This is a genomic window from Micromonospora sp. L5 (assembly GCF_000177655.2).
Taxonomy (GTDB): domain Bacteria; phylum Actinomycetota; class Actinomycetes; order Mycobacteriales; family Micromonosporaceae; genus Micromonospora; species Micromonospora aurantiaca.
In genome coordinates this window covers 1,000,497-1,020,409 of sequence record NC_014815.1, presented here as the reverse complement: position 1 = coordinate 1,020,409, position 19,913 = coordinate 1,000,497, and the positions used below count along the sequence as shown (strand labels likewise).

Genomic DNA, 19,913 nt, shown 5'->3' with positions numbered 1-19,913 from the left:
TCATACATAGCCCAGCGAACCGGACTTCCGGTGCTCTGCCTGGACGACTTCTACAAGGACGGCGATGACCCTACGTGTCCGCGTCGAAACGGACAGGTGGACTGGGAGTCCCCCTTGTCCTGGGATTCGGACACGGCGGTGCAAACAATCGCCCGACTGGCTCGTGAGGGCAAGGCCGAAGTGCCGGTTTATGCGATCGGCGCAGACCGTCGGGTAGCCACCCGGCCATTCGATGTCGACGGATCGCCAATCTTCGTCGCCGAGGGGATCTTCGCGGCCGAGATCGTGGCCGAGTGCCGGCGACTGGGCCTGCTCGCCGGTGCGTACGCGCTGCGCCGCCCGCGCGGCGCGACGTTCCTGCGCCGCCTCGCCCGGGATCTCGCCGAGCAGCGCAAGGCGCCCCGGGTGCTGCTCCGGCGCGGGGTCGCGCTGCTGCGCGCCGAGCCGGCCGTGCTGCGCCGGCAGACCGGGCTGGGCGCCGAGGCGGCCCGGGCCGGGCAGGTGCTGCGCGGGGTGGCCGCACTGCTCTCCGGCCACCCCCGCCAGTCGTGATCAGCCGATCAGCTCGGCGTACGCCGGCTTGATCACCTCGTCGATGATCCGCAGCCGCTCGTCGAACGGGATGAACGCGCTCTTCATCGCGTTGATGGTGAACCACTGGAGTTCCTTCCAGCCGTAGCCGAAGGCCTCCACCAGCAGCGCCATCTCCCGCGACATCGAGGTGCCGCTCATCAGCCGGTTGTCGGTGTTCACAGTCACCCGGAACCGCAGGTCACGCAGCAGCCCGATCGGGTGGTCGGCGATCGAGGCCGCGGCGCCGGTCTGCACGTTCGACGACGGGCACAGCTCCAGCGGGATGCGCTTGTCCCGCACGTACGCGGCCAGCCGGCCCAGCACCGGCGGGTTGCCCGGGGTGATGTCGTCGACGATGCGGACGCCGTGGCCGAGCCGGTCGGCGCCGCACCACTGGATCGCCTGCCAGATGGACGGCAGGCCGAACGCCTCACCGGCGTGGATGGTGAAGTGGAAGTTCTCCCGCTGGAGGTACTCGAACGCGTCCAGGTGCCGGGTGGGCGGGAAGCCCGCCTCGGCGCCGGCGATGTCGAACCCGACCACCCCGGTGTCGCGGTGCCGCACGGCCAGCTCGGCGATCTCCTGCGAGCGGGCCGCGTGCCGCATCGCGGTGAGCAGCGTGCCGATCCGGATCGGGGTGCCCGCCTCGGCGGCCAGCGCGCTGCCCTCCCGGAACCCGGTGACCACCGCGTCGACCACCTCGTCCAGGGTCAGGTTCTGCTCCAGGTGCTGCTCCGGCGCGAACCGCACCTCGGCGTAGACCACGCCGTCGGCGGCCAGGTCCAGCGCGCACTCGCGGGCGACCCGGCGCAGCGCGGCAGGGGTCTGCATGACCGCCACCGTGTGCGCGAACGTCTCCAGGTAGCGCTCCAGCGAGCCGGAGTTCGCCGCCTCGGTGAACCAGACGCCGAGCGCCGCCGGGTCGGTGGTGGGCAGTTCGTGGCCGACCTCGGCGGCCAGCTCGACGATCGTCGCGGGCCGCAGGCCGCCGTCGAGGTGATCGTGCAGCAGCGCCTTCGGGACCTTGACGATGTCCTCGTACGAGATTGCGACCATGCTCAGACCCTAGTCACCCCCGGTACGGGCGCGGCGGTGGACCGGTCCGGTCAGGGCCGCCAGCCGTACACCCGCTCCACCGCGAGCCGCAGGACCACCCGCCCGTCGGCCACCATGGCGGCCCGGTAGTCGGCCCAGTCCGGGTGCTCGCCGCGGATCCGCCGGTACACCTCGACCAGCTCGTCGACAGTCGCGTCGTCGGTGGCCGCAGCGGGCGGGGTGAGCGTCACGGTGCCCTCGGCGACCGCGTACGCCCCGCCGTCGGCGGTGGTCACGTGGAAGCTGGCCCGGGGGTCGCGGCGCAGGTTGCGCACCTTGGCCCGGTCGCCGGTGGTGGAGCAGCGGATCAGGCCCGGCTCGGCCAGGTAGTCGAGGTTGGACAGCTGGGGGCGGCCGTCCCGGCGCAGCGTGACGAGCACCCCGCGCCCGCGCTCGCCGAACAGCTCCCAGAGCCGGGCGCTCACGGCGCTCCCTTCGTTCGCGACTGCGGGGCTCGCAAACCCGGCTCACTCCTCGCGCTCACTGCGCTCACCGCGCCACCTCGGTTCGCAGCGGCGCGAGCGCGGCGGCCAGCCGGGCGAGCTGATCCAGCATGAGCGCGGCGGCCTCCTCCCGGCCGGGGTCGGGTCGCAGCTCGCCCGCCTCGTCCAACGCCTGCCGCAGGAAGACGACCACCTGGTCGTTGACCGGGGTCATGTTCAGCGTGGTCACCACCTGCTTGATCATCTGCACCGCGCGCAGGCCCCCGGAGGTCATGCCGTAGCTGACGAAGCCCACCGGCTTGTGCTGCCACTCGTAATAGAGGTAGTCGATCGCGTTCTTGAGCGGCGCGCTGAAGCCGTAGTTGTACTCCGGCATGACCAGGACGAAGGCGTCCGCGGCGTCGATCTCGGCGCTCCAGGCCCGGGTGTGCTCGTGCAGGTAGACCCGCTCGGACGGGTGGTGCGGCTCGTCGTGGAAGGGCAGGTCGACCTCGGCCAGGTCGAGGAGGCGTACCTCGTCGAAGCCGGCGTGGCGGACGGCGGCGGCGGTGAACCAGTCACCGATGCGGCGGCCGACCCGGCCGGGGCGGGTGCTGGCGACGACGACGGTCAGGCGGGGCATGGCGAGGTCACTCCTGTCGGGACGGGGGCCGGGGCGGTGAGCCGGGGAACGAACCAGGCGACGATCGGCCCGATGCCGATCGCGTAGAGCAGGGTGCCGGGGCCGACGGCGCCGCCGAGCAGCCAGCCGACGGCCAGCACCGTCACCTCGATCGCGGTGCGGGCCGGGCCGAGCGGCAGGCCGCGGGCGGCCAGGCCGGTCATCAGCCCGTCCCGCGGGCCGGGGCCGAGACGGGCGCCGAGGTAGAGCGCGGTGGCGAGGCCGTTGAGCAGGACGCCCGCGACCAGCAGGCCGATCCGGCCGGCGAGCGGAGCGACCGGCGGCAGGAGCGCCAGCGTGGCGTCGAGGGCCAGGCCGACGAGCGCGACGTTCGCCACGGTGCCGACGCCCGGCCGCTGCCGCAGCGGGATCCACAGCAGCAGCACCAGCAGCGCCACGCCGTTGACCAGCAGGCCCATCGGCAGGCCGGTGCGGTCGGCGAGGCCCTGGTGCAGCACGTCCCAGGACGCGAGCCCGAGGTCGGCGCGGACCATCAGCGCGACGCTGACGCCGAACAGGGCCAGGCCGGTGAACAGCCGTACCAGCCGGGACCGCAGTTTGGTTGACATGTCATCAACCTAGGCCGCAACTTGGTGACATGTCAACAACACCGGTACGATCGGCGCATGGACGAACCGCGCTGGCTGGACGAGCAGGAGGACCGCGCCTGGCGCGGCTACCGCCGCATGCGCCGCCTGCTCGACCTGGAACTGGCCCGGGAGCTGATGCAGGACGCCGGCCTCTCCGAGCCCGACTACGACGTCCTGAGCGACCTGTCCGAGACCCCGGAGCAGCGGCTGCGGCTCAGCGAACTCGCCGACCGGATGCTCTGGTCCCGCAGCCGCCTGTCCCACCACATCTCCCGCATGCAGCAACGCGGCCTGGTCACCCGGGAGGAGTGCGTCACCGACGGCCGCGGCTCGATCGTCGTGCTCACCCCGGCCGGACGCCGGGCCGTCGAGGCCGCCGCACCCGGGCACGTGGCGGCCGTCCGCCGGCACCTGATCGACCGGCTCACCCCGGCCGAGGTGGCCGCGCTCGGCACGCTCAGCCAGCGGGTGATCGACCACCTCACCGGCCGCCTCACCGGCCGACCCGAGACGGAGCACTGAGCCGTGGACGATCGCATCCTCGCCCGGCTGCGCTGCCCGGTCTGCGCCGAGCCGCTCACCGAGACCACCGCCGGCACCGCACGCGCGCTGCGCTGCCCGCGCGGGCACAGCTTCGACATCGCCCGGCAGGGATACGTGAACCTGCTCGCCGGCCGCGCCCCCCACACCGGGGACAGCGCCGAGATGGTCGCCGCCCGCGCCGGCTTCCTCGCCGCCGGCCACTACGACGCCGTCGCCGCCGCGCTGGCGACCACAGCGGTACGCGTCGCGGGCTCCGACGCGTACCCCCTGGTCGTGGATGCCGGCGCCGGGACCGGGCACTACCTCGCGGCGGTGCTGGCGGCGCTGCCTGAGGCCGCCGGCCTGGCCCTGGACGTCTCCAAGCCGGCGCTGCGCCGCGCGGCCCGGGCGCATTCGCGGGCCGCCGCCGCGCTCGCCGACACCTGGCAGCGGCTGCCCCTAGCCGACCGGTCCACCTCAGTGCTGCTGAACGTGTTCGCGCCGCGCAACGGCCCGGAGTTCCACCGGGTGCTCGACCCGGGCGGCGCGCTGCTGGTGGTCACCCCGGCCGCCGACCACCTGACCGAACTCGTCGACGCGCTGGACCTGCTGCGGGTCGACCCGGACAAGGCCGACCGGGTCGCCGGCAGCCTCGGCGCCCACTTCGCCGAGGAGTCCGCGACCGGGCACCGGGCCCGGCTCGCGCTGACCCGCGCCGAGGTCAGCACACTCGTCGGGATGGGACCGAGCGCCTGGCACGCCGACCCGCGACGGCTCGCCGCGCGCATCGCCGCGCTGCCCGAGCCGGTGCCGGTCACGCTCTCCGTCCGGCTCGGCGTGCACCGCCCGCGCTGACCCGGCTCAGGTGGAGAGGTCGACCTCTTCCCAGCCCGGCGGCTCGTCGTGGTACGGCCCGCGCAGCACCACCGCCCACTCCAGCGCCCACCGGCGCTGCCCGATCGCGTTGGCGTCCACCAGCCCCGGCAGCGCGCCACCCGCCTTCTCGGTCTCCAGGTACGCCCAGTCGAGGCAGTAGTGCAGGTCCAACAGCGCCGCGGCGTCACCGGGATGCTGCGGCGCGGCCAGGATCCGGGCCCGCCACTGGCCGAACGTCTCCCCCGCCACCAGGTTCGGCATCCGCTCGACCAGCCGCTCGTCCACCGGCACCGTCGGGTCCAGTTCCTTGGCCAGCCCGAGCACCCAGGCCAGCGAGAACAAGGCGTCGTGGTGCAGCACGAACGACCTGTGGTCGCCCCGGCCGCCCATCACGAACTGCCACTCCGGCGGCGTCACCGAGTCGACCAGGTGCGACTCCAGCAGCCAGCCCATCGCCGCCCGGGCAGGCATCCCGAAGCAACGGGCCAGGATCACGTGCAGCACCGCGATCCGGGCCTCGATCTCCGGGGTCGGACGCAGCTCGATCTCGTCGCCCGGCTCCCACACCAGCGGGAACTGCGGCGGCGGCAGCGGAAGACCCAGCCGGGACAACTCGTCCAGGCTCGCCTCCCGGACGGCCCGGGGATCGGGAGCGGGTACGCGCACGGTCAAGCCCCTGTCTGCTCACCTCGGCTCGTCGCCGGCCGATCCCCCCTGGCCTGGGAGGATAGCGGCTCCGGCCGGGCCGGCACCATGGCCGGTCCCGGTCAGCCGATCCGCTCGACGACCAGAGGCGTCGCGTCCGGCGCGTCCGGCGCCACCCGCACCGCGCGGCGCGCCTCGTCCAGCGCGGCGGGCATCCGCTCGGCGTGCTCGGCCCGCAGCTCGAACAGCGGGTCGCCGACACGCACCCGGTCACCGCGGCGCTTGTGCAGCACCACGCCGGCCGGGATGCTCACCGGGTCCTCCTTGCGGGCCCGGCCCGCGCCGAGACGCCACGCGGCCACCCCGATCGCGTACGCGTCGATGTCGGCGACCCAGCCGTCCTCGGTGGCGGTGACCAGCTCGACCTCGTTCGCGGTGGGCATCGGGGCGTCCGGGTCACCGCCCTGCGCCCGGATCATCGTGCGCCAGGAGTCCATCGCCCGGCCGTCCCGCAGTGCCGCCTCCGGGTCGGCGTCCGGCAGCCCGGCCGCGTCGAGCATCTCCCGGGCCAGTGCCAGCGTCAGCTCCACCACGTCGGCCGGACCGCCACCGGCGAGCACCTCCACCGACTCGGTCACCTCGACCGCGTTGCCCACTGCGAGGCCGAGCGGAGTGGACATGTCGGTGAGCAGGGCGACCGTCCGTACGCCGTGCGCGCCGCCCAGCTCGACCATGGTGCGGGCCAGCTCGCGGGCGTCGTCGACGTTCTTCATGAACGCGCCGGAGCCGACCTTCACGTCGAGCACCAGCGCGCCGGTCCCCTCGGCGATCTTCTTGCTCATGATCGAGCTGGCGATCAGCGGGATCGCCTCGACGGTGCCGGTGACGTCGCGCAACGCGTACAGCTTGCGGTCGGCCGGGGCGAGCCCGTCGCCGGCCGCGCAGATAACCGCGCCCACGTCGCGGAGCTGGGCGATGAACTCGTCGTTGGTCAGCGCCGCCCGCCAGCCCGGGATCGACTCCAGCTTGTCCAGCGTGCCGCCGGTGTGGCCCAGGCCCCGGCCGGACAGCTGCGGCACCGCCGCGCCGCACGCGGCCACCAGCGGGGTCAGCGGCAGGGTGATCTTGTCGCCGACGCCGCCGGTGGAGTGCTTGTCCACCGTCGGCCGGGACACCGGCGACAGGTCGAGCCGCTCGCCGCTGGCGATCATGGCGGCGGTCCACCGGGCGATCTCCGGGGCGGTCATGCCGCGCAGCAGGATCGCCATGGCCAGCGCCGACATCTGCTCGTCGGCGACCAGACCCTTGGTGTACGCGTCGACCACCCAGTCGATCTGCCCGTCGCTCAGCACACCCCCGTCCCGCTTCGCCCGGATGACGTCAACCGCCGTAAAAGCACTCACTTCTCAAGATCCAATCAGTTGATCGCGCGTGGCCGCACCGACCCGCGAACGGTGACCAGGTCGGCCCCGGCCCCAACCGCAACCCCGACTCAACCCCAGCGGACCGGAATCTCCGTAGGAGGCTCACCCTCACCAGCCCAGAAGATCGTCCCCGAGGCGTCCACCACGACTACGCGCGGCGTCCGCGCCAGTCCCCACGCGATCGCCTCGGCCGGGTCGTCCCAGGTCGACCCCTCCTCCAGCACGCCGGTCTCGGCGCCCTCGGTCTCACCGGACGACCGCTCCCAGTACGTCGTCCAGACCTGCTGCCCGGCCGACAGGTCGGGGTGCACGAACACGGTGCCCCGGCCCCGCCAGGCGGCCAGCCGGTCCGGCACCACAGGCACCGGGTGCTCGCCGGTCACCGCCTCGATGTCGGCCACGTCGAAGGCGTGCGGCAGCAGCTCCGCCATCCGCAGCGGTCCGCCCTTCGCCTCGACCAGGCACTCCGGCCCGCCCTGCTCCCAGAGGAGCTGCCGGCACCTGCCGCACGGCATCAGCGGCTCACCGGTGGCGTCGACGCAGGACAGCGCCACGATCCGGCCTCCGCCGGTCGCGTGCAGTTGCGAGACCACGCCGCACTCGGCGCAGAGCGTGACGCCGTAGCCGGCGTTCTCCACGTTGCAGCCGACCACGACCCGGCCGTCGTCGACGAGCGCGGCGGCACCCACCGGGAACTTCGAGTACGGCACGTAGGCGTGCCGCATGACCTCGGTGGCGGCGGTACGCAGCCGCTCCCAGTCGATCTCCATCACAACCCCCATTCTGCCCAATCAACGCCGATCGGTCGCGGGTGCGGCCGGAGACGACGATGCCCGGCGGGTCGCCCCGCCGGGCACGGTGTCGCGGCGGGCGGTCAGCCCTTGATGTACGGCTTGCCGTCGGCGGCCGGCGCCCGGACCTTGCCGACCAGCCCGGCCACGGCCAGGATCGTCGCCAGGTACGGCAGCATCGCCAGGAACTGGCTCGGGATGCTGCTGCCGATCGCGCCCAGGTAGGTGGCGAGCTGGTCGGCGAAGCCGAAGAACAGCGCCGCCAGCAGCGCGCCGGTCGGGCTCCACCGGCCGAAGATCAGCGCGGCCAGGGCGATGAAGCCCTTACCGCCGATCATGTTCTTGGTGAACGAGTAGAGCGCCAGCGTGTACGAGGCGCCGCCGACCCCTGCCACCAGACCGGCCAGGATCACGTTGCGGTAGCGCAGCCGCAGCACCTTCACGCCCAGCGTGTCCGCGGCGGTCGGGTGCTCGCCGACCGAGCGGGTCCGCAGGCCCCACCGGGTACGGAACAGCGCCAGGTGGATGACGAGCACCAGCAGCAGGCCGACGTAGAGGAAGATGTTGCCCCGGAACAGCGCCGGACCGAGCAGCGGGATGTCGGACAGCAGCGGGATCTCCCAGTTGCCGAACCGGGGCGCGCTGTTGTACTTCGCCGCGTCGGTCTGCATCAGCCGCTCGTACAGGAAGCCGGTGATGCCGACCGCGAGCAGGTTGAGCACGATGCCCATGACCACCTGGTCGACCAGATAGCGGATGGAGAACACGGCCAGCAGGAACGAGATGAACGCGCCACCGATGGCGGCGGCCACCAGGCCCACCCAGACGCTGCCGGACATGCTGCCGAACAGCGCGCCGGAGAAGGCGCCCATCAGGAGCTGGCCCTCGATCGCCACGTTCACCACGCCGGAACGCTCGCAGAGCACACCGGCGAGCGCGCCGAAGATCAGCGGCAGGGCCAGGATGAACGTGCCGCGGACGACGTTCACCAGCGGCATGAAGTTGCGGCCCTCGGGCGCGGCCGAGACCTGCCAGCACAGGAAGCTCAGCACGAAGGCGACCAGCCCGGCGCCGAGCAGCAGCGTGAACCAGCGCTTCGGCACACCGGCCAGCAGGGCGCCTCCGGCCGCGGCGGTGATCAGCCCGAACAGGATCGCGCCGACCGTACCGTTGATCTCCAGGGCGGCCCCGCCCTCGGTCTCGCTGAGCGTGAACCGCGCGTGCTGGTCGGTCGCGAGCGCGCCGAACAGCACCGCCGCGAGCACACCGAGCGCCAGCAGGACCGCGCCGATCTTCCGGTTGCGGGTCCAGAAACCCTCGTCGACCGCGGTAACGGCGACCTCGGGGACAGCGGTGGTGGACATGCTCACCAGCCCTTCGCGAGGCTCGTCTGCAACCGGGCGGCGCGGGCCGCCCGGAGCTGGAAGATCGTCTTCACCAGGGCAGGCGCGGCGATGAAGATGACGATGAGCGCCTGGAGCACGGTGACCAGTTCCAGCGAGATGCCGGAGTACGACTGCATCCGGTTGCCGCCGGCCTGGAGCGCGCCGAACAGCAGCGCGGCCAGCAGCACGCCCCACGGCTTCACGCGGCCGAGCAGCGCGACCAGGATGCCGTCGAAGCCGATCTGCGCGATCACCAGCGGGGTCAGCGCGGTGGCGGTGGTGCCGAGCACCATGGTCGAGCCGCCGAGACCGGCCAGCATGCCCGCGAACACCATCACCAGCACGTACGTCTTCGTGACGCTGATGCCGGCGGTCCGGGCCGCGTCCGGGTTCGCGCCCACGGCCCGCAGCTCGAAGCCGAGCGTGGAGCGGTTGAGCAGCCAGGCGATGAACCAGGTGGCCGCCACCGCGAGCAGGATGCCGGCGTGCACCCGCAGGTCTTCGCCGAGCAGCCGGGGCAGCTGCGCGGTGGAGTCGACCGGCTTGCTGATCGCGTCCGCCCGGTTCGGGTTCTGCACCCCGTTCTGGACGATGATCCAGGACAGGAAGTAGACCGCCACGTAGTTGAGCATGATCGTGTTGATCACCTCGTGCGCGCCGGCCCGTGCCTTGAGGATGCCGGGGATGAAGCCCCAGAGCGCGCCGCCGAGCGCGCCCGCGATCAGCGCCACCAGCAGGTGCACGACGGGCGGCAGCGGCAGCGCGAAGCCGGCCACGGCGGCCAGGATGACGGCGATCGTCGCCTGGCCCTGGGCGCCGATGTTGAACAGGCCGCCGCGGAAGGCGAGCGCCACCGACAGGCCGGTGAAGACGAGCGGCGCGGCGTAGGTGAGCGTCTCCGAGATCGGGCTCATGGCGGCGGTGAAGCCGACCGCGTCCGGGTCGAAGATCGCGCCCTTGAACAGGTTCGCGTACGCCTCGCTGACCACAGTCCAGCTGGCGTTCAGCGCGTCGGTGGGACGGGCGGTGATGTAGCTGTAGGTGGCGAGCACCTCGGGGTCGGACACGATGATCAGCACCGCACCGACCACCATCGCCAGCAGCACCGCGAGCACTGTCACGGTGAGCGTGTTGGCCGCCCAGAGGTTGTCCAGGAACATCCGGCCCATGCTGGGACGGGACTCCCCGGCCGGGTCCGGCTTCTTCGCGGTCGCGGTGGCGGGGACCGTCTGCTCGGTGTCACCGGCCGGCTGCGTCGGCGTCGCCCGGGCCTCGCTCAGCGACTCCTGCGCCTCGGTCGCCGGTTCCTTGTCCGGCGAGCCCGAGACGGGGTTCGGGTTGGTCATGCCTCGTCCTCGTTGCCAGGGCCGTCCTCGGTCGCGGTGGCGGCGTCCGGGGTGGCGGCGTCCGGGGTGATGCCGGCCATCAGCAGGCCGATCTCCTCACGCGGGGTGTCCGGGCCGACGATGCCGATGATCCGCCCGCGGTACATGACCGCGATCCGGTCGGCCAGGCCGATCACCTCGTCCAGTTCGCTGGAGACCACCATGACCGCGGTGCCGATGTCCCGTTCGCGGATGACCCGGCTGTGGATGAACTCGATCGAGCCGACGTCCACGCCCCGGGTGGGCTGGGCGGCGATGAAGAGCTTCAGCGGCCGGGACAGCTCCCGGGCCACGATCACCTTCTGCTGGTTGCCGCCGGAGAGCGTGCCGACCGCCGCGTCGGCCGAGGAGGTACGGACGTCGAACTGCTCGATCCGCTCCCGCGCCGACTTCGCGATGGCCTCGGGCTTGAGCGACAGGCCCTTGCCGAACGGCGGCCGGTCGTAGATGTCCAGCACCAGGTTCTCCGCCACGGAGAACTCCTTGACCAGGCCGTCCACGCTGCGGTCCTCCGGCACGTAGCCGACGCCGGCGCGGAGCACCTTCTTGGTCGACCAGCCGTGCGTCGGCTCGCCGTCGAGGCTGATCGTGCCGGCGAGCACCGGGCGCAGGCCCATGATCGCCTCGATCAGCTCGGTCTGGCCGTTGCCCTGCACGCCCGCCACGCCGAGCACCTCGCCGGCGTGCACCGTGAGGTCGACGCCGTCGACCGCGCGTACCTGCCGGTCGTCGTCCACGACCAGGCCGGCGACCTCCAGGATCGGCTTGCCGGGGGTGCCCGGCTTCTTGTCCACCGTCAGCCGGACGCTGCGTCCCACCATCAGCGCGGCCAGCTCGTCCCGGCTGGCGCTCGGCTCGGCGGTGCCGACGGTCTTCCCGCGCCGGATCACCGTGATCCGGTCGGCGATCGCCTTCACCTCGCCCAGCTTGTGGGTGATGAACACGATCGACTTGCCGGCGGCCTTAAGCGACCGCATGACGGTGAGCAGTTCCTCGGTCTCCTGCGGCGTGAGCACGGCCGTGGGCTCGTCGAGGATCAGCAGGTCGACGTCGCGGGTGAGGGCCTTGACGATCTCCACCCGCTGCTGGATGCCGACCGGCAGGTCCTCGATCACCGCGTCCGGGTCGACGCGCAGGTTGTACCGCTCGGAGACCTCGGCGACCTCGCGCCGGGCACGCCGGCGGTCGAGGATGCCGGCGAAGGGCCCCCTGACCTGCTCGGCGCCGAGCATCACGTTCTCGGCCACGGTGAAGACCGGTACCAGCATGAAGTGCTGGTGCACCATCCCGATCCCGGCGGCGATCGCGTCCGACGGGCCCTTGAGCTTCAGCGGCTTGCCGTCGACCAGGATCTCGCCCTCGTCCGGCTGGTAGAGGCCGTAGAGCACGTTCATCAGGGTCGACTTGCCGGCGCCGTTCTCGCCGAGCAGGGCGTGGATCTCTCCAGGCTCCACCGTCAGGTCGATGTGGTCGTTGGCGACCAGATCACCGAACCGTTTGGTGATGCCGCGCAGTTCGAGTCTCAGCGCAACCTCCTGGAGTGCGAGCGATGGTGCAGCGTAGCGACCTGCCGCGCCGCCACCACGCCGGGTGGGGATGTTCGGGGGATTCAAGGTGATCGGCCGCCCCGGCGCCGGGGTACCTTCCCCGTTGCGCCGGGACGGCCGGATCGTCAAACCTGGTGCCCGCCGGCCCCCGCTGCCGATGATCGCACCGCGGCGGCCGGCGGGACCGTCACTTGGTCGGCTGGGCCTTCGAGGTGACGGTGATGGTGCCGGCGGCGATGTCCGCCTTGATCTTGTCGACCTCGGCCTTCAGGTCCGCGGGGACCTTGCTCTCGAAGTCGTGGTACGGGGCGATCGAGACGCCGGTGTTGGCCAGCGTGCCGACGAAGCCCGGGGTGGACTGGAGCTTCTCGCCACCGGCGGCCTTCACCACGGCCTCCTTGACGGCCTCGGGGATGTTCTTGACGACGGTGGTCAGGATCACCCCGCAGTCCGGGGTGCTCTCGCAGCCGTCGATGTCCACCCAGACGACCGAGTACTTGCCGCCCGCGGCCTTGGCCGCGGAGGTGGTGCCGAGACCGGCGCCACCGGCGACCGGCATCACGACGTCGGCGCCCTGGGCGACCAGCGCGTCGGAGACCTTCTTGCCCTCGTCCTGCTTCTCGAACGAGTTCGCGAAGGAGCCCTTCTGGGCGGCCTTGTCCCAGCCCAGAACCTGGACGTTCTTGCTCTTGGCCTTGTTGTAGTACGCCACGCCGTCGGCGAAGCCGTCCATGAAGATGGTGACCGGCGGGATCGGCAGGCCACCGTAGGTGCCGACCTTGCCGGACTTGCTCATCCCGGCGGCCAGGTAACCGGCCTGGAACGCGGCCTGCGCGGTGTCGAACTGCATCGGGTAGACGTTCGACACACCCGGGTTGGCGTCGACGATGCCGAACTGCTGGTTCGGGTTCTTCTCAGCCGCCGCCTTGGTGGCGTCCGACATCAGGCCACCGACGGCCAGGATGAAGTCGCACTTCTGGTTGACGAACCCGGTCAGGTTGACCTCGTAGTCCGCCTCGGCCTTCGACTGGACGTTCTTGATCTCGATCTTGTCGTTCTCCTTCTGCGCCTCCTGGAGGCCCTTCCAGGCCGAGGCGTTGAAGGACTTGTCGTCGATGCCGCCGACGTCGGTCACCATGCAGGCGCTGAACTTCTTGCCACCGTCGCCGCCGGCGTTCTTGTCGTCGTCCGGAGCCTCACCACACGCGGCAGCGCCCAGCACGAGTCCACCCGCCACGATGGCGGAGGCGATCCGCATCCCACGCACAGAGCGCAAGACGTCTCCTTCCCCTTGCACACCGCGTCGTGCGCGGTGCACAGCCCTTCGCCGGCCTGCGGTGTGCCGCCGGCGTCCCACGTTACGGACGGGAGCGTACGCCCGCGCCCACCCACCGGCCGACAATCGTGCACGACTGTTGAGCGTCTGTTACCCCGGTGTAACCCTTGGGTGGGGCACGTCACTTCTCATGCCGGTAGGCGCGCGCGGTGGTGTCGCGAACGTCCGTTTTCCCGAGCTTCCCCGACTCCTGGCGAACTAACGCCAGAACACCGCGACGGCAGCGTTGACCAGCGTCAACCCGACGATCGCGAGGAAGTGGCCACGGTTGACGGTCTCCCGCTTACGGGAGAAGAAGACCATGACGAAGATGAGCAGCGCGAGCACCAACTTGGTAACAAGTTTCGCCGGGGCCGGCTCGTCCCCGTCCCGCAGCGGAGCGGACAGCCCGATGCCGGTGAGGATCTGGATGATCGCGCCCCAGAGCATGGCGGCGTTGATCCGCAGCCGGCCGGTGACGTACTGGGCGATCGCGCCACCGAGCAGCAGCGCGAAGCCGATCAGATGGACGTAGAGAAGAATCAGTCGAAGAGCTTCCACGCGGCCCATCCTCCCTCATCAACGACGCTTCGTAGTAGTCACCCCGCCGACCTGCCGTCATACCGTGACCCGCCCTCCCGCCGCCCTCCCGCCCCCCCTTCCCCCGCGATCTTGCAGTTACCGCCCCGGCATCCGGGACGAATGCCGCGCGCCACGGGCCGGAACCGCAAGATCGCGGGGGGCGGGAGAGTGGGTGGGTGGGGGGAGGGCTAGCGCAGGCGCCAGACCTGGAACGTGGGGCCGTCCGCGGGGAGGGTCACCGTTCCGTCGGCGTCGGGATGGAGGGCGGGGGCGTCGCCGTAGACGTTGTCTCCGGCTCCCACGCCGGTCAGGCGGACCGGGGTGCCGGGGGCGCGGCGGGCCAGCACCAGCACCGTCGACGAGGGCGCCTCGCGCAGGAAGACCAGCGTGTCCGCGTCCGCGTGCATCCACCGCAGGCCGCCGTGCCGCAGCGCCGGCTCGTCGCGGCGCAGCGTCAGCAACGACCGGTACGCGTCGAACGTGCGCCGGTCCCAGCTCTGGCGCCGGTGCCACGGCATCGGGGTACGCGAGCCCTCCCCGTTCGTGCCGGTCAGGCCCAGCTCGTCCCCGGCGAAGACCACAGGCGTGCCGGGCATGGTGGCGAGCAGTCCGGCCGCCACCTCCTGCCGGGCCGCGTCGCCGACCACGGTGCGGATCCGGGCCGAGTCGTGCGAGCCGAGCAGCTGCCACGAGTGCGTGTACGACCGCCAGGACACCAGCGACCGGTAGGTGTTCATGGTGGCGAGCACCGCGCTCGCGTCGCGCCGCCGTACCCCGCCCGGGGTGCCGAGGAAGTTCGGCACCGGCTCGTCGCCGTGGCGCAGCCAGGACCAGACCGGGTCGGTGAAGCCGACGTAGTTCATCGTCCCGTGCCAGCCGTCGCGGTCCAGGTCACCTGTGTGGTCGTGGCCGTGCTCGGCGAGCAGCAGCCCGTCCGGCCGGGTCTCGGCGACCACCTCGCGCAGCAGCCGCGCCACCTCGTGGGTGTACGCGTCCGCACCGCGCCGCCCGGTCATGTTCGCCACGTCGACCCGCCAGCCGTCCAGCCCGTACGGCGGGCGCAGCCAGCGGCGCAGCAGCGAGTCCTCGGCGGTGGCGAACCGGCGGCGCAGTTCGGCGCTGCCCCAGTTCAGCTTCGGCAGCGACTTCACCCCGTTCCACGACTCGTAGTCCGAGCCGGGCAGGTCGAAGTAGTACAGCTCGCGCTCCGGCGCGTTGACGTCGGAGACGGCGGCGGTGAACCAGTCGTGGGCGTCGCCGGTGTGGTTGCTGGTGATGTCGCCGAGCAGCCGCCAGCCCCGGGCGTGCACCGCGTCGGCGAGCCGAGCTAGCGCCGCGTCGCCGCCGAGCAGCGGGTCGACGGTGTCGAAGCTCGACGCGTCATACCTGTGGTTGGACCGCGCCGGGAAGACCGGCGTGAGGTAGACGGTGTTGACGCCGAGCCGGTCCAGGTGGTCCAGGTGCTCGGTGACGCCGTCGAGGTCGCCGCCGTAGAACTGGCGGGGCGTCTCCGGGCCGCGGCCGACGACCGGGGTGTCCCAGTCGCATGGAATCGCCCAGTCCGGCGTGGTCCGGCCGTCGGCGGCGGCCGAGCGGGCGAACCGGTCCGGGAAGATCTGGTAGATCACCGCGTCCCGGGCCCAGGCCGGCGGCGGGGCGTAGCTGACCAGCTTGAAGTCGCCGTTGTCCGGCACGTCGTGGCCGGCCAGCCCGGCCGCGTTGAGCCAGCGGGTGCCGCGTTCGCCGTCGAGCAGGAAGCGGTAGTTGCTGACCGGGTTGCGGACCTCGACGTCGGCCCGCCACCACACGTCGCCGTTCTCGGTGCGGTCGATCCGCGCCTCGGCGAAGCGCGGCTCGCCGTCGCCGGTGGTGCGCACGTGTACCTGGGAGACGCCGGTTCCGGCCGGTACCCGGACGAAGACCGGCACGGTCTGCCCGAGCGCGGGCTCCTGCTCCGGGACGTAGGTTGCGGAGCCGTCGTGGTGCGGCTGAAGGGACATGGTGCTGCCTTTCGCGTCGTACCGACAGGGAGAGGGGGCGGGCACCCGCCGCGGTCGGTTCACCCGACCGCGGCGGTCCGCCCGAGAACCGCTCCGGTGTACGCCGACACGACGCCCTTGCCGCAGCGTGAGCCGAGGAGGCTCAGCCCTTGACCGCTCCGGAGGTGAGTCCGGAGACGATGTAGCGCTGGAGCAGTTGGAACACCAGCACCGTCGGGATCGCGGTGAGCAGCGTGCCCGCCGCGAACATCCCGAAGTTGTTGTTGCGCTCGCCCGCGACCAGGCCGAACATGCCGACCGCGAGGGTCTTCGACTCGGGTTCGGTGAGGAACACGTTGGCGATGATGAACTCGTTGATCGACCCGATGAACGCGAGCAGGCCGGTCACCGCCAGGATCGGCGCCACCAGCGGCAGCATGATCCGGAAGAAGACCTGCACGTGCGACGCGCCGTCCATGGTCGCCGACTCGTCCAGCTCCTTCGGCAGCGTGTCGAAGAAGCCCTTCATCAGCCAGGTGTTCGCGCCGAGCGCCCCACCCATGTAGAGCAGGAACAGGCCCCACGGGGTGTTGAACCCGATCACCGGGTAGAGGTCGGTGAGCGTGGTGAAGATCAGGAAGATCGCCACGATCGCCAGGAACTGCGGGAACATCTGGATCAGCAGCAGCGCGAGCAGGCCGACCCGGCGCCCGGCGAAGCGCATCCGGGAGAACGCGTACGCCGCGAGCGACGACAGGAAGATCGACGCGAAGCTGGCCACGCCCGCGAGCAGCAGCGAGTTGAGGAACCAGTGGCCGAACGCGGTCTTGTCGAACAGGTTCGTGAAGTTCTCCAGCGACGCCCCGGTCGGCAGCAGCTCGGTGGAGGAGAGCGTGCCGAGCGGGTTGAACGCCGCCGAGATCACGAACAGGATCGGGAAGAGGCTGAACGCCACCGCCAGCACTCCGACCAGGTGCCGCCAGCCCACCTGCGCGAACCAGCGGCCGCGCGAGCGGCGGGCCGGCCGGCGGGTGGTCGTGGGCGTCTCCGCGATGGTGGTCACGAGTACACCTCCTCCTGCTTGCGGGTCCGCCGGAAGCTGATCGCCGACACCGTCGCCACGATCGCGAAGATGAAGATCGAGACGGTGGCGGCCAGGCCGAACTCGGCGCCCTGTGCGCCGAACGCGAGCCGGTACGTGTAGGTGATCAGCAGGTCGGTGGCGCCGTTGGTCGGGTTGTCCGGCGCGAACGGGCCGCCCTCGGTGGTGAACAGGATCGCGTTGACGTTGTTGAAGTTGTACGCGAACGACGCGATCAGCAGCGGCGACAGCGCCACCAGCAGCAGCGGCAGGGTGACCGCCCGGAACGACTGCCAGGGCGACGCGCCGTCGACCGAGGTCGCCTCGGTCAGCTCCCGGGGAATGGCCTGTAACGCGCCGGTGGCGACCAGGAACATGTACGGGTAGCCGAGCCAGAGCTGCACCAGCAGCACCGCGATCCGGGCCGACCAGTTGCCGCCGAACCAGTCGACGTCCAGCCCGAACAGGTTGTTGAGCAGGCCGAAGTCGGTGTTGAACATGTCCCGCCAGATCAGCAGCATGGCGAACGACGGCATGGCGTACGGAAGGATCAGCACCATCCGGTACAGGTTGGTGCCGCGCATCCGGGGTGAGTGCAGCGCGAGCGCGATGGCCATGCCGAGCAGGAACGTCAGCCCGGTGGAGCCGATCGCGAACGCGAAGTTCCAGGCGAGCGTGCCGAAGAACGGGCCGGAGATGTTCGGGTTGGTGAGCACGGTGCTGAAGTTCTTCAGCCCGACGTCGACCTTCCATCCCTGGGCGAGGCGCTCGCCGTCGGCGGCGACGAAGGAGCCGGACTTCTCGTCGGCGGTCCACGTCCTGCCGGTCTCGCTGTCCTTGACGCAGTCGCATCCGGCGTCGTACGCCCGGATGGCCTTGCCCTCGTACGCCCGGGTCAGGCCGTTGGAGCGGATGGCGCCCTCGTCGGTGGGCACGATGAGCGCGGTGACGGCGTCGCTGCGGTTGCTGGCCTGCCCGATGTTCAGCAGGGTGTAGCCGTCCGCCGCGGTGATCTTGCCGCTGAGGCTGCTCACCTCGACGTCGGCGGCGTCGAGCTTGCGCAGCCCGTCCGCGTCGCCGGCGAAGACGTCCTTGGTCTTCGGGTCGCTGAGCAGGAAGGTCAGGGCGCCGGTCGCCGGGTCGCCCTTGGTGGCGATGGTGAGGTTGTACTCGGTCGAGCCGGGCACCTGCTTCACCGAGGCGGTCTGCACGGCGACGATCGCGTCGTCCTTGCTGCCGCGGTGGCCGTCGCCGAAGTTCGTGAACGCGGTGCTCGCGGTGTAGAGCACCGGGAAGACCTGGAACGCGATCAGGAAGAGCGTGCCGGGGACCAGGTACTTGGCCGGGATGTGCCGGCGGCTCAGGTAGAGGTAGAACAGGCCGGCGGTGGTGACCGCCAGGACGCCCAGCGCGAGCCAGTGTTCGGCCTCGATGAGCGGGAAGGCCGCCCAGATCGCGATCCCGGCCACCAGGCCGAGCAGGACCACCTTGACGACGAGGCCGGTCGCGGTGATCGGCGCGTGTTGCCGCGCGGTACGGGACGTGCGCGGGAGCCCACGGCGTACGGGCTCCCGGCCCGGGGCCTGCGGTGCAGACCCCGGGCCGGACAGCGGCGCGCTCATTACTTGATCTGACCCTGGATGGTCTTGCCGGCGGCCGTGATCGTCTTGGCCGGGTCGGCGCCGCCGATGATGGCGGCCTCCGCCTTGCCGAACGGATCCCAGATCGCGGCCATGGCCGGGATCGCCGGGAGCACCTGGCCGTTCTTGCCGGCCTCGGAGAACTTGGCCAGGTCCGGGTCCTCGCCCTTGACCTGGTCGAAGGCGGCGGTCAGCGCCGGCGGGCGCGGCTCGGCCTTGTACAGCGCGACGGCCAGCTCGGGCTTGGTCACGTAGTTGGTGACGAACTCCTGGGCCAGGGCCTTGTTCTTGCCCTTGGCGGCCACGTAGAACGCCTGGACGCCCACGAACGGCTGGGCCTCCTTGCCACCGGCGAAGCCGGGGACCGGGGAGATGTCGTAGGAGATGTTGGCCTTCTTGGCGTCGGCCACGGCCCACGGGCCGGAGACCAGGAACGCGCACTTCTTGCCGGTGAAGGTGGCGATGGAGTTCTCGCCGGTGATGGAGCGCTTCAGCGCACCCTCGCCCTTCTCACCCAGCTTGGCGATCTTCTGGAAGGCAGCGATCGACTCCGGCTTGCCCACGCCCAGGTCCTTCGGGTCGTAGTCGCCGTTCGCCGCGGTGCCGAACAGGTAGCCGCCGCCCGAGGTGTAGAGCGGGTAGATGTGGTAGGCGTCGCCGTTCTGGCCGGACTGCAGGCACAGGATCTCGCTGGCCTTCTTCTCCGCCTTGAGCTTCTTGCCGGCGGCGACCAGGTCCTCGATCGTCTTCGGCGCCTCGGGGGCCAGCTCGGTGTTGCGGATCAGCGCGACGTTCTCGGTGGCGTAGGGCACGCCGTAGAGCTGGCCGTTGAACGTGACGGCCTTGATAGCGGTCTCGTTGAAGCCGGACTTCTGCTCGGCCGGGAGCTGCACCGGGTCGATGGCGCCGTTCTGGACCAGGTTGCCGATCCAGTCGTGCGCGCCGACCACGACGTCCGGGCCGCTGCCCTGCTGCGAGGCGGTGACGAAGTTGGTCTGCAGGTCCTTGGAGACGGCCTGGACCTCGACGGTCACGCCGTTCTCCTTGCCGAACTCCTCGGCGAACGGCTTGAGGGCGGCCGTGCGCTTGTCGTCGGCCCAGATGACCAGCTTGCCGCCGGTCGCCTTGGCGGACTCGCCGGCGGCCGGCTTGTCGTCGCTGCCGCTGTCACCACAGCCGGAGGCGGCGAGCGCCAGGCCGAGGACGGCGACCACACCCGCGGTACGGATGCGCATCGGTACTCCTGTCGTCATGGCGGCCCGCCGGGGGAAGGGCGGCCCGCCAGTGGAAACCTCTGAAAGTTCTTGCTGACCGGCGCCGAGATGCTGCGCCGCTGCTCTCGCATGTTGCGGGGACGTTAGCAAGAGGTTGCAGAGAAT

General features: G+C 71.3%; 19 protein-coding genes. 3 read left to right on the top strand and 16 right to left on the bottom strand.

What is annotated here, in order from left to right; translation table 11 throughout:
- Positions 1-180: 180 nt before the first annotated feature.
- Positions 181-552: a hypothetical protein gene (locus ML5_RS32710; protein ID WP_232236649.1), complete on the top strand. Its 372-nt coding sequence runs from the start codon at positions 181-183 to the stop codon at positions 550-552.
- Here the strand turns inward: ML5_RS32710 and ML5_RS05170 are convergent, their stop codons facing one another.
- From ML5_RS05170 to ML5_RS05155, 4 genes are all read right to left on the bottom strand, one after another.
- Positions 553-1,629 carry an adenosine deaminase gene (locus ML5_RS05170; RefSeq protein ID WP_013473969.1) on the bottom strand — a complete coding sequence of 359 codons (1,077 nt, stop codon included), beginning with the start codon at positions 1,627-1,629 and terminating at the stop codon, positions 553-555. It lies immediately after the preceding gene.
- 50 nt (positions 1,630-1,679) lie between these two features.
- On the bottom strand, positions 1,680-2,093 hold the full coding sequence (locus ML5_RS05165; protein WP_013473968.1) for a PPOX class F420-dependent oxidoreductase: 414 nt from the start codon (positions 2,091-2,093) through the stop codon (positions 1,680-1,682).
- A 64-nt stretch (positions 2,094-2,157) separates the two neighbouring features.
- The gene (locus ML5_RS05160; RefSeq protein ID WP_013473967.1) at positions 2,158-2,733 is read right to left on the bottom strand and encodes an NADPH-dependent FMN reductase; all 576 of its coding nucleotides are present in this window, start codon (positions 2,731-2,733) and stop codon (positions 2,158-2,160) included.
- Entirely contained in the window at positions 2,721-3,341 is a 621-nt protein-coding gene (locus ML5_RS05155; RefSeq protein WP_013473966.1) for a YitT family protein, read from the bottom strand. The genes ML5_RS05160 and ML5_RS05155 overlap by 13 nt, the downstream gene beginning before the upstream one ends.
- Positions 3,342-3,398: 57 nt before the next feature.
- On the opposite strand from ML5_RS05155, the gene ML5_RS05150 reads away from it, so the two are divergent.
- Together ML5_RS05150 and ML5_RS05145 are read left to right on the top strand one after the other, a co-directional pair.
- The gene (locus ML5_RS05150; RefSeq protein ID WP_013473965.1) at positions 3,399-3,884 is read left to right on the top strand and encodes a MarR family winged helix-turn-helix transcriptional regulator; all 486 of its coding nucleotides are present in this window, start codon (positions 3,399-3,401) and stop codon (positions 3,882-3,884) included.
- A 3-nt stretch (positions 3,885-3,887) separates the two neighbouring features.
- Positions 3,888-4,739 (top strand): putative RNA methyltransferase, encoded by an 852-nt coding sequence (locus ML5_RS05145; protein ID WP_013473964.1) that lies wholly within the window; start codon positions 3,888-3,890, stop codon positions 4,737-4,739.
- Positions 4,740-4,745: 6 nt separating this feature from the next.
- On the opposite strand, the gene ML5_RS05140 is transcribed toward ML5_RS05145, so the two are convergent.
- From ML5_RS05140 to ML5_RS05085, 12 genes are all read right to left on the bottom strand, one after another.
- Positions 4,746-5,426: a DUF4272 domain-containing protein gene (locus ML5_RS05140; RefSeq protein WP_013283983.1), complete on the bottom strand. Its 681-nt coding sequence runs from the start codon at positions 5,424-5,426 to the stop codon at positions 4,746-4,748.
- A 101-nt stretch (positions 5,427-5,527) separates the two neighbouring features.
- Positions 5,528-6,808, bottom strand: a complete 1,281-nt coding sequence (locus ML5_RS05135) for a thymidine phosphorylase (protein WP_013473963.1) — start codon at positions 6,806-6,808, stop codon at positions 5,528-5,530.
- Positions 6,809-6,897: 89 nt separating this feature from the next.
- Entirely contained in the window at positions 6,898-7,599 is a 702-nt protein-coding gene (locus tag ML5_RS05130; RefSeq protein WP_013473962.1) for a cytidine deaminase, read from the bottom strand.
- 104 nt (positions 7,600-7,703) lie between these two features.
- Positions 7,704-8,984, bottom strand: coding sequence for an ABC transporter permease (locus ML5_RS05125; RefSeq protein ID WP_013283980.1), 1,281 nt, complete (start codon positions 8,982-8,984; stop codon positions 7,704-7,706).
- A gap of 2 nt (positions 8,985-8,986) precedes the next feature.
- Positions 8,987-10,174: an ABC transporter permease gene (locus ML5_RS05120; protein ID WP_369752228.1), complete on the bottom strand. Its 1,188-nt coding sequence runs from the start codon at positions 10,172-10,174 to the stop codon at positions 8,987-8,989.
- A gap of 173 nt (positions 10,175-10,347) precedes the next feature.
- Positions 10,348-11,856 carry an ABC transporter ATP-binding protein gene (locus ML5_RS05115; protein ID WP_327653228.1) on the bottom strand — a complete coding sequence of 503 codons (1,509 nt, stop codon included), beginning with the start codon at positions 11,854-11,856 and terminating at the stop codon, positions 10,348-10,350.
- A 268-nt stretch (positions 11,857-12,124) separates the two neighbouring features.
- Entirely contained in the window at positions 12,125-13,195 is a 1,071-nt protein-coding gene (locus ML5_RS05110) for a BMP family protein (RefSeq protein ID WP_030270517.1), read from the bottom strand.
- A gap of 276 nt (positions 13,196-13,471) precedes the next feature.
- On the bottom strand, positions 13,472-13,813 hold the full coding sequence (locus ML5_RS05105; protein WP_013283976.1) for a hypothetical protein: 342 nt from the start codon (positions 13,811-13,813) through the stop codon (positions 13,472-13,474).
- A gap of 209 nt (positions 13,814-14,022) precedes the next feature.
- Positions 14,023-15,834, bottom strand: a complete 1,812-nt coding sequence (locus ML5_RS05100) for a glycoside hydrolase family 13 protein (RefSeq protein ID WP_013473960.1) — start codon at positions 15,832-15,834, stop codon at positions 14,023-14,025.
- Positions 15,835-15,976: 142 nt separating this feature from the next.
- Positions 15,977-16,876 carry a sugar ABC transporter permease gene (locus ML5_RS05095; protein WP_013283974.1) on the bottom strand — a complete coding sequence of 300 codons (900 nt, stop codon included), beginning with the start codon at positions 16,874-16,876 and terminating at the stop codon, positions 15,977-15,979.
- Positions 16,873-18,516, bottom strand: a complete 1,644-nt coding sequence (locus ML5_RS05090) for an ABC transporter permease subunit (RefSeq protein ID WP_013283973.1) — start codon at positions 18,514-18,516, stop codon at positions 16,873-16,875. The genes ML5_RS05095 and ML5_RS05090 overlap by 4 nt, the downstream gene beginning before the upstream one ends.
- Positions 18,516-19,769 carry a maltose ABC transporter substrate-binding protein gene (locus ML5_RS05085; protein WP_013283972.1) on the bottom strand — a complete coding sequence of 418 codons (1,254 nt, stop codon included), beginning with the start codon at positions 19,767-19,769 and terminating at the stop codon, positions 18,516-18,518. Before ML5_RS05085 ends, ML5_RS05090 begins: the two co-directional genes overlap by 1 nt.
- Between the last annotated feature and the right edge of the window lie 144 nt (positions 19,770-19,913).

What these genes read in the sequence shown, in the direction of transcription:
- ML5_RS05120 (WP_369752228.1), bottom strand. Translation starts at nt 10,174, where the DNA reads ATGGGCCGGATGTTCCTGGACAACCTCTGGGCGGCCAACACGCTCACC.
- ML5_RS05090 (WP_013283973.1), bottom strand. Translation starts at nt 18,516, where the DNA reads ATGAGCGCGCCGCTGTCCGGCCCGGGGTCTGCACCGCAGGCCCCGGGC.
- ML5_RS05085 (WP_013283972.1), bottom strand. Translation starts at nt 19,769, where the DNA reads ATGCGCATCCGTACCGCGGGTGTGGTCGCCGTCCTCGGCCTGGCGCTC.
- ML5_RS05155 (WP_013473966.1), bottom strand. Translation starts at nt 3,341, where the DNA reads ATGTCAACCAAACTGCGGTCCCGGCTGGTACGGCTGTTCACCGGCCTG.
- ML5_RS05110 (WP_030270517.1), bottom strand. Translation starts at nt 13,195, where the DNA reads ATGCGGATCGCCTCCGCCATCGTGGCGGGTGGACTCGTGCTGGGCGCT.
- ML5_RS05160 (WP_013473967.1), bottom strand. Translation starts at nt 2,733, where the DNA reads ATGCCCCGCCTGACCGTCGTCGTCGCCAGCACCCGCCCCGGCCGGGTC.
- ML5_RS05125 (WP_013283980.1), bottom strand. Translation starts at nt 8,984, where the DNA reads ATGTCCACCACCGCTGTCCCCGAGGTCGCCGTTACCGCGGTCGACGAG.
- ML5_RS05130 (WP_013473962.1), bottom strand. Translation starts at nt 7,599, where the DNA reads ATGGAGATCGACTGGGAGCGGCTGCGTACCGCCGCCACCGAGGTCATG.
- ML5_RS05100 (WP_013473960.1), bottom strand. Translation starts at nt 15,834, where the DNA reads ATGTCCCTTCAGCCGCACCACGACGGCTCCGCAACCTACGTCCCGGAG.
- ML5_RS05150 (WP_013473965.1), top strand. Translation starts at nt 3,399, where the DNA reads ATGGACGAACCGCGCTGGCTGGACGAGCAGGAGGACCGCGCCTGGCGC.
- ML5_RS05170 (WP_013473969.1), bottom strand. Translation starts at nt 1,629, where the DNA reads ATGGTCGCAATCTCGTACGAGGACATCGTCAAGGTCCCGAAGGCGCTG.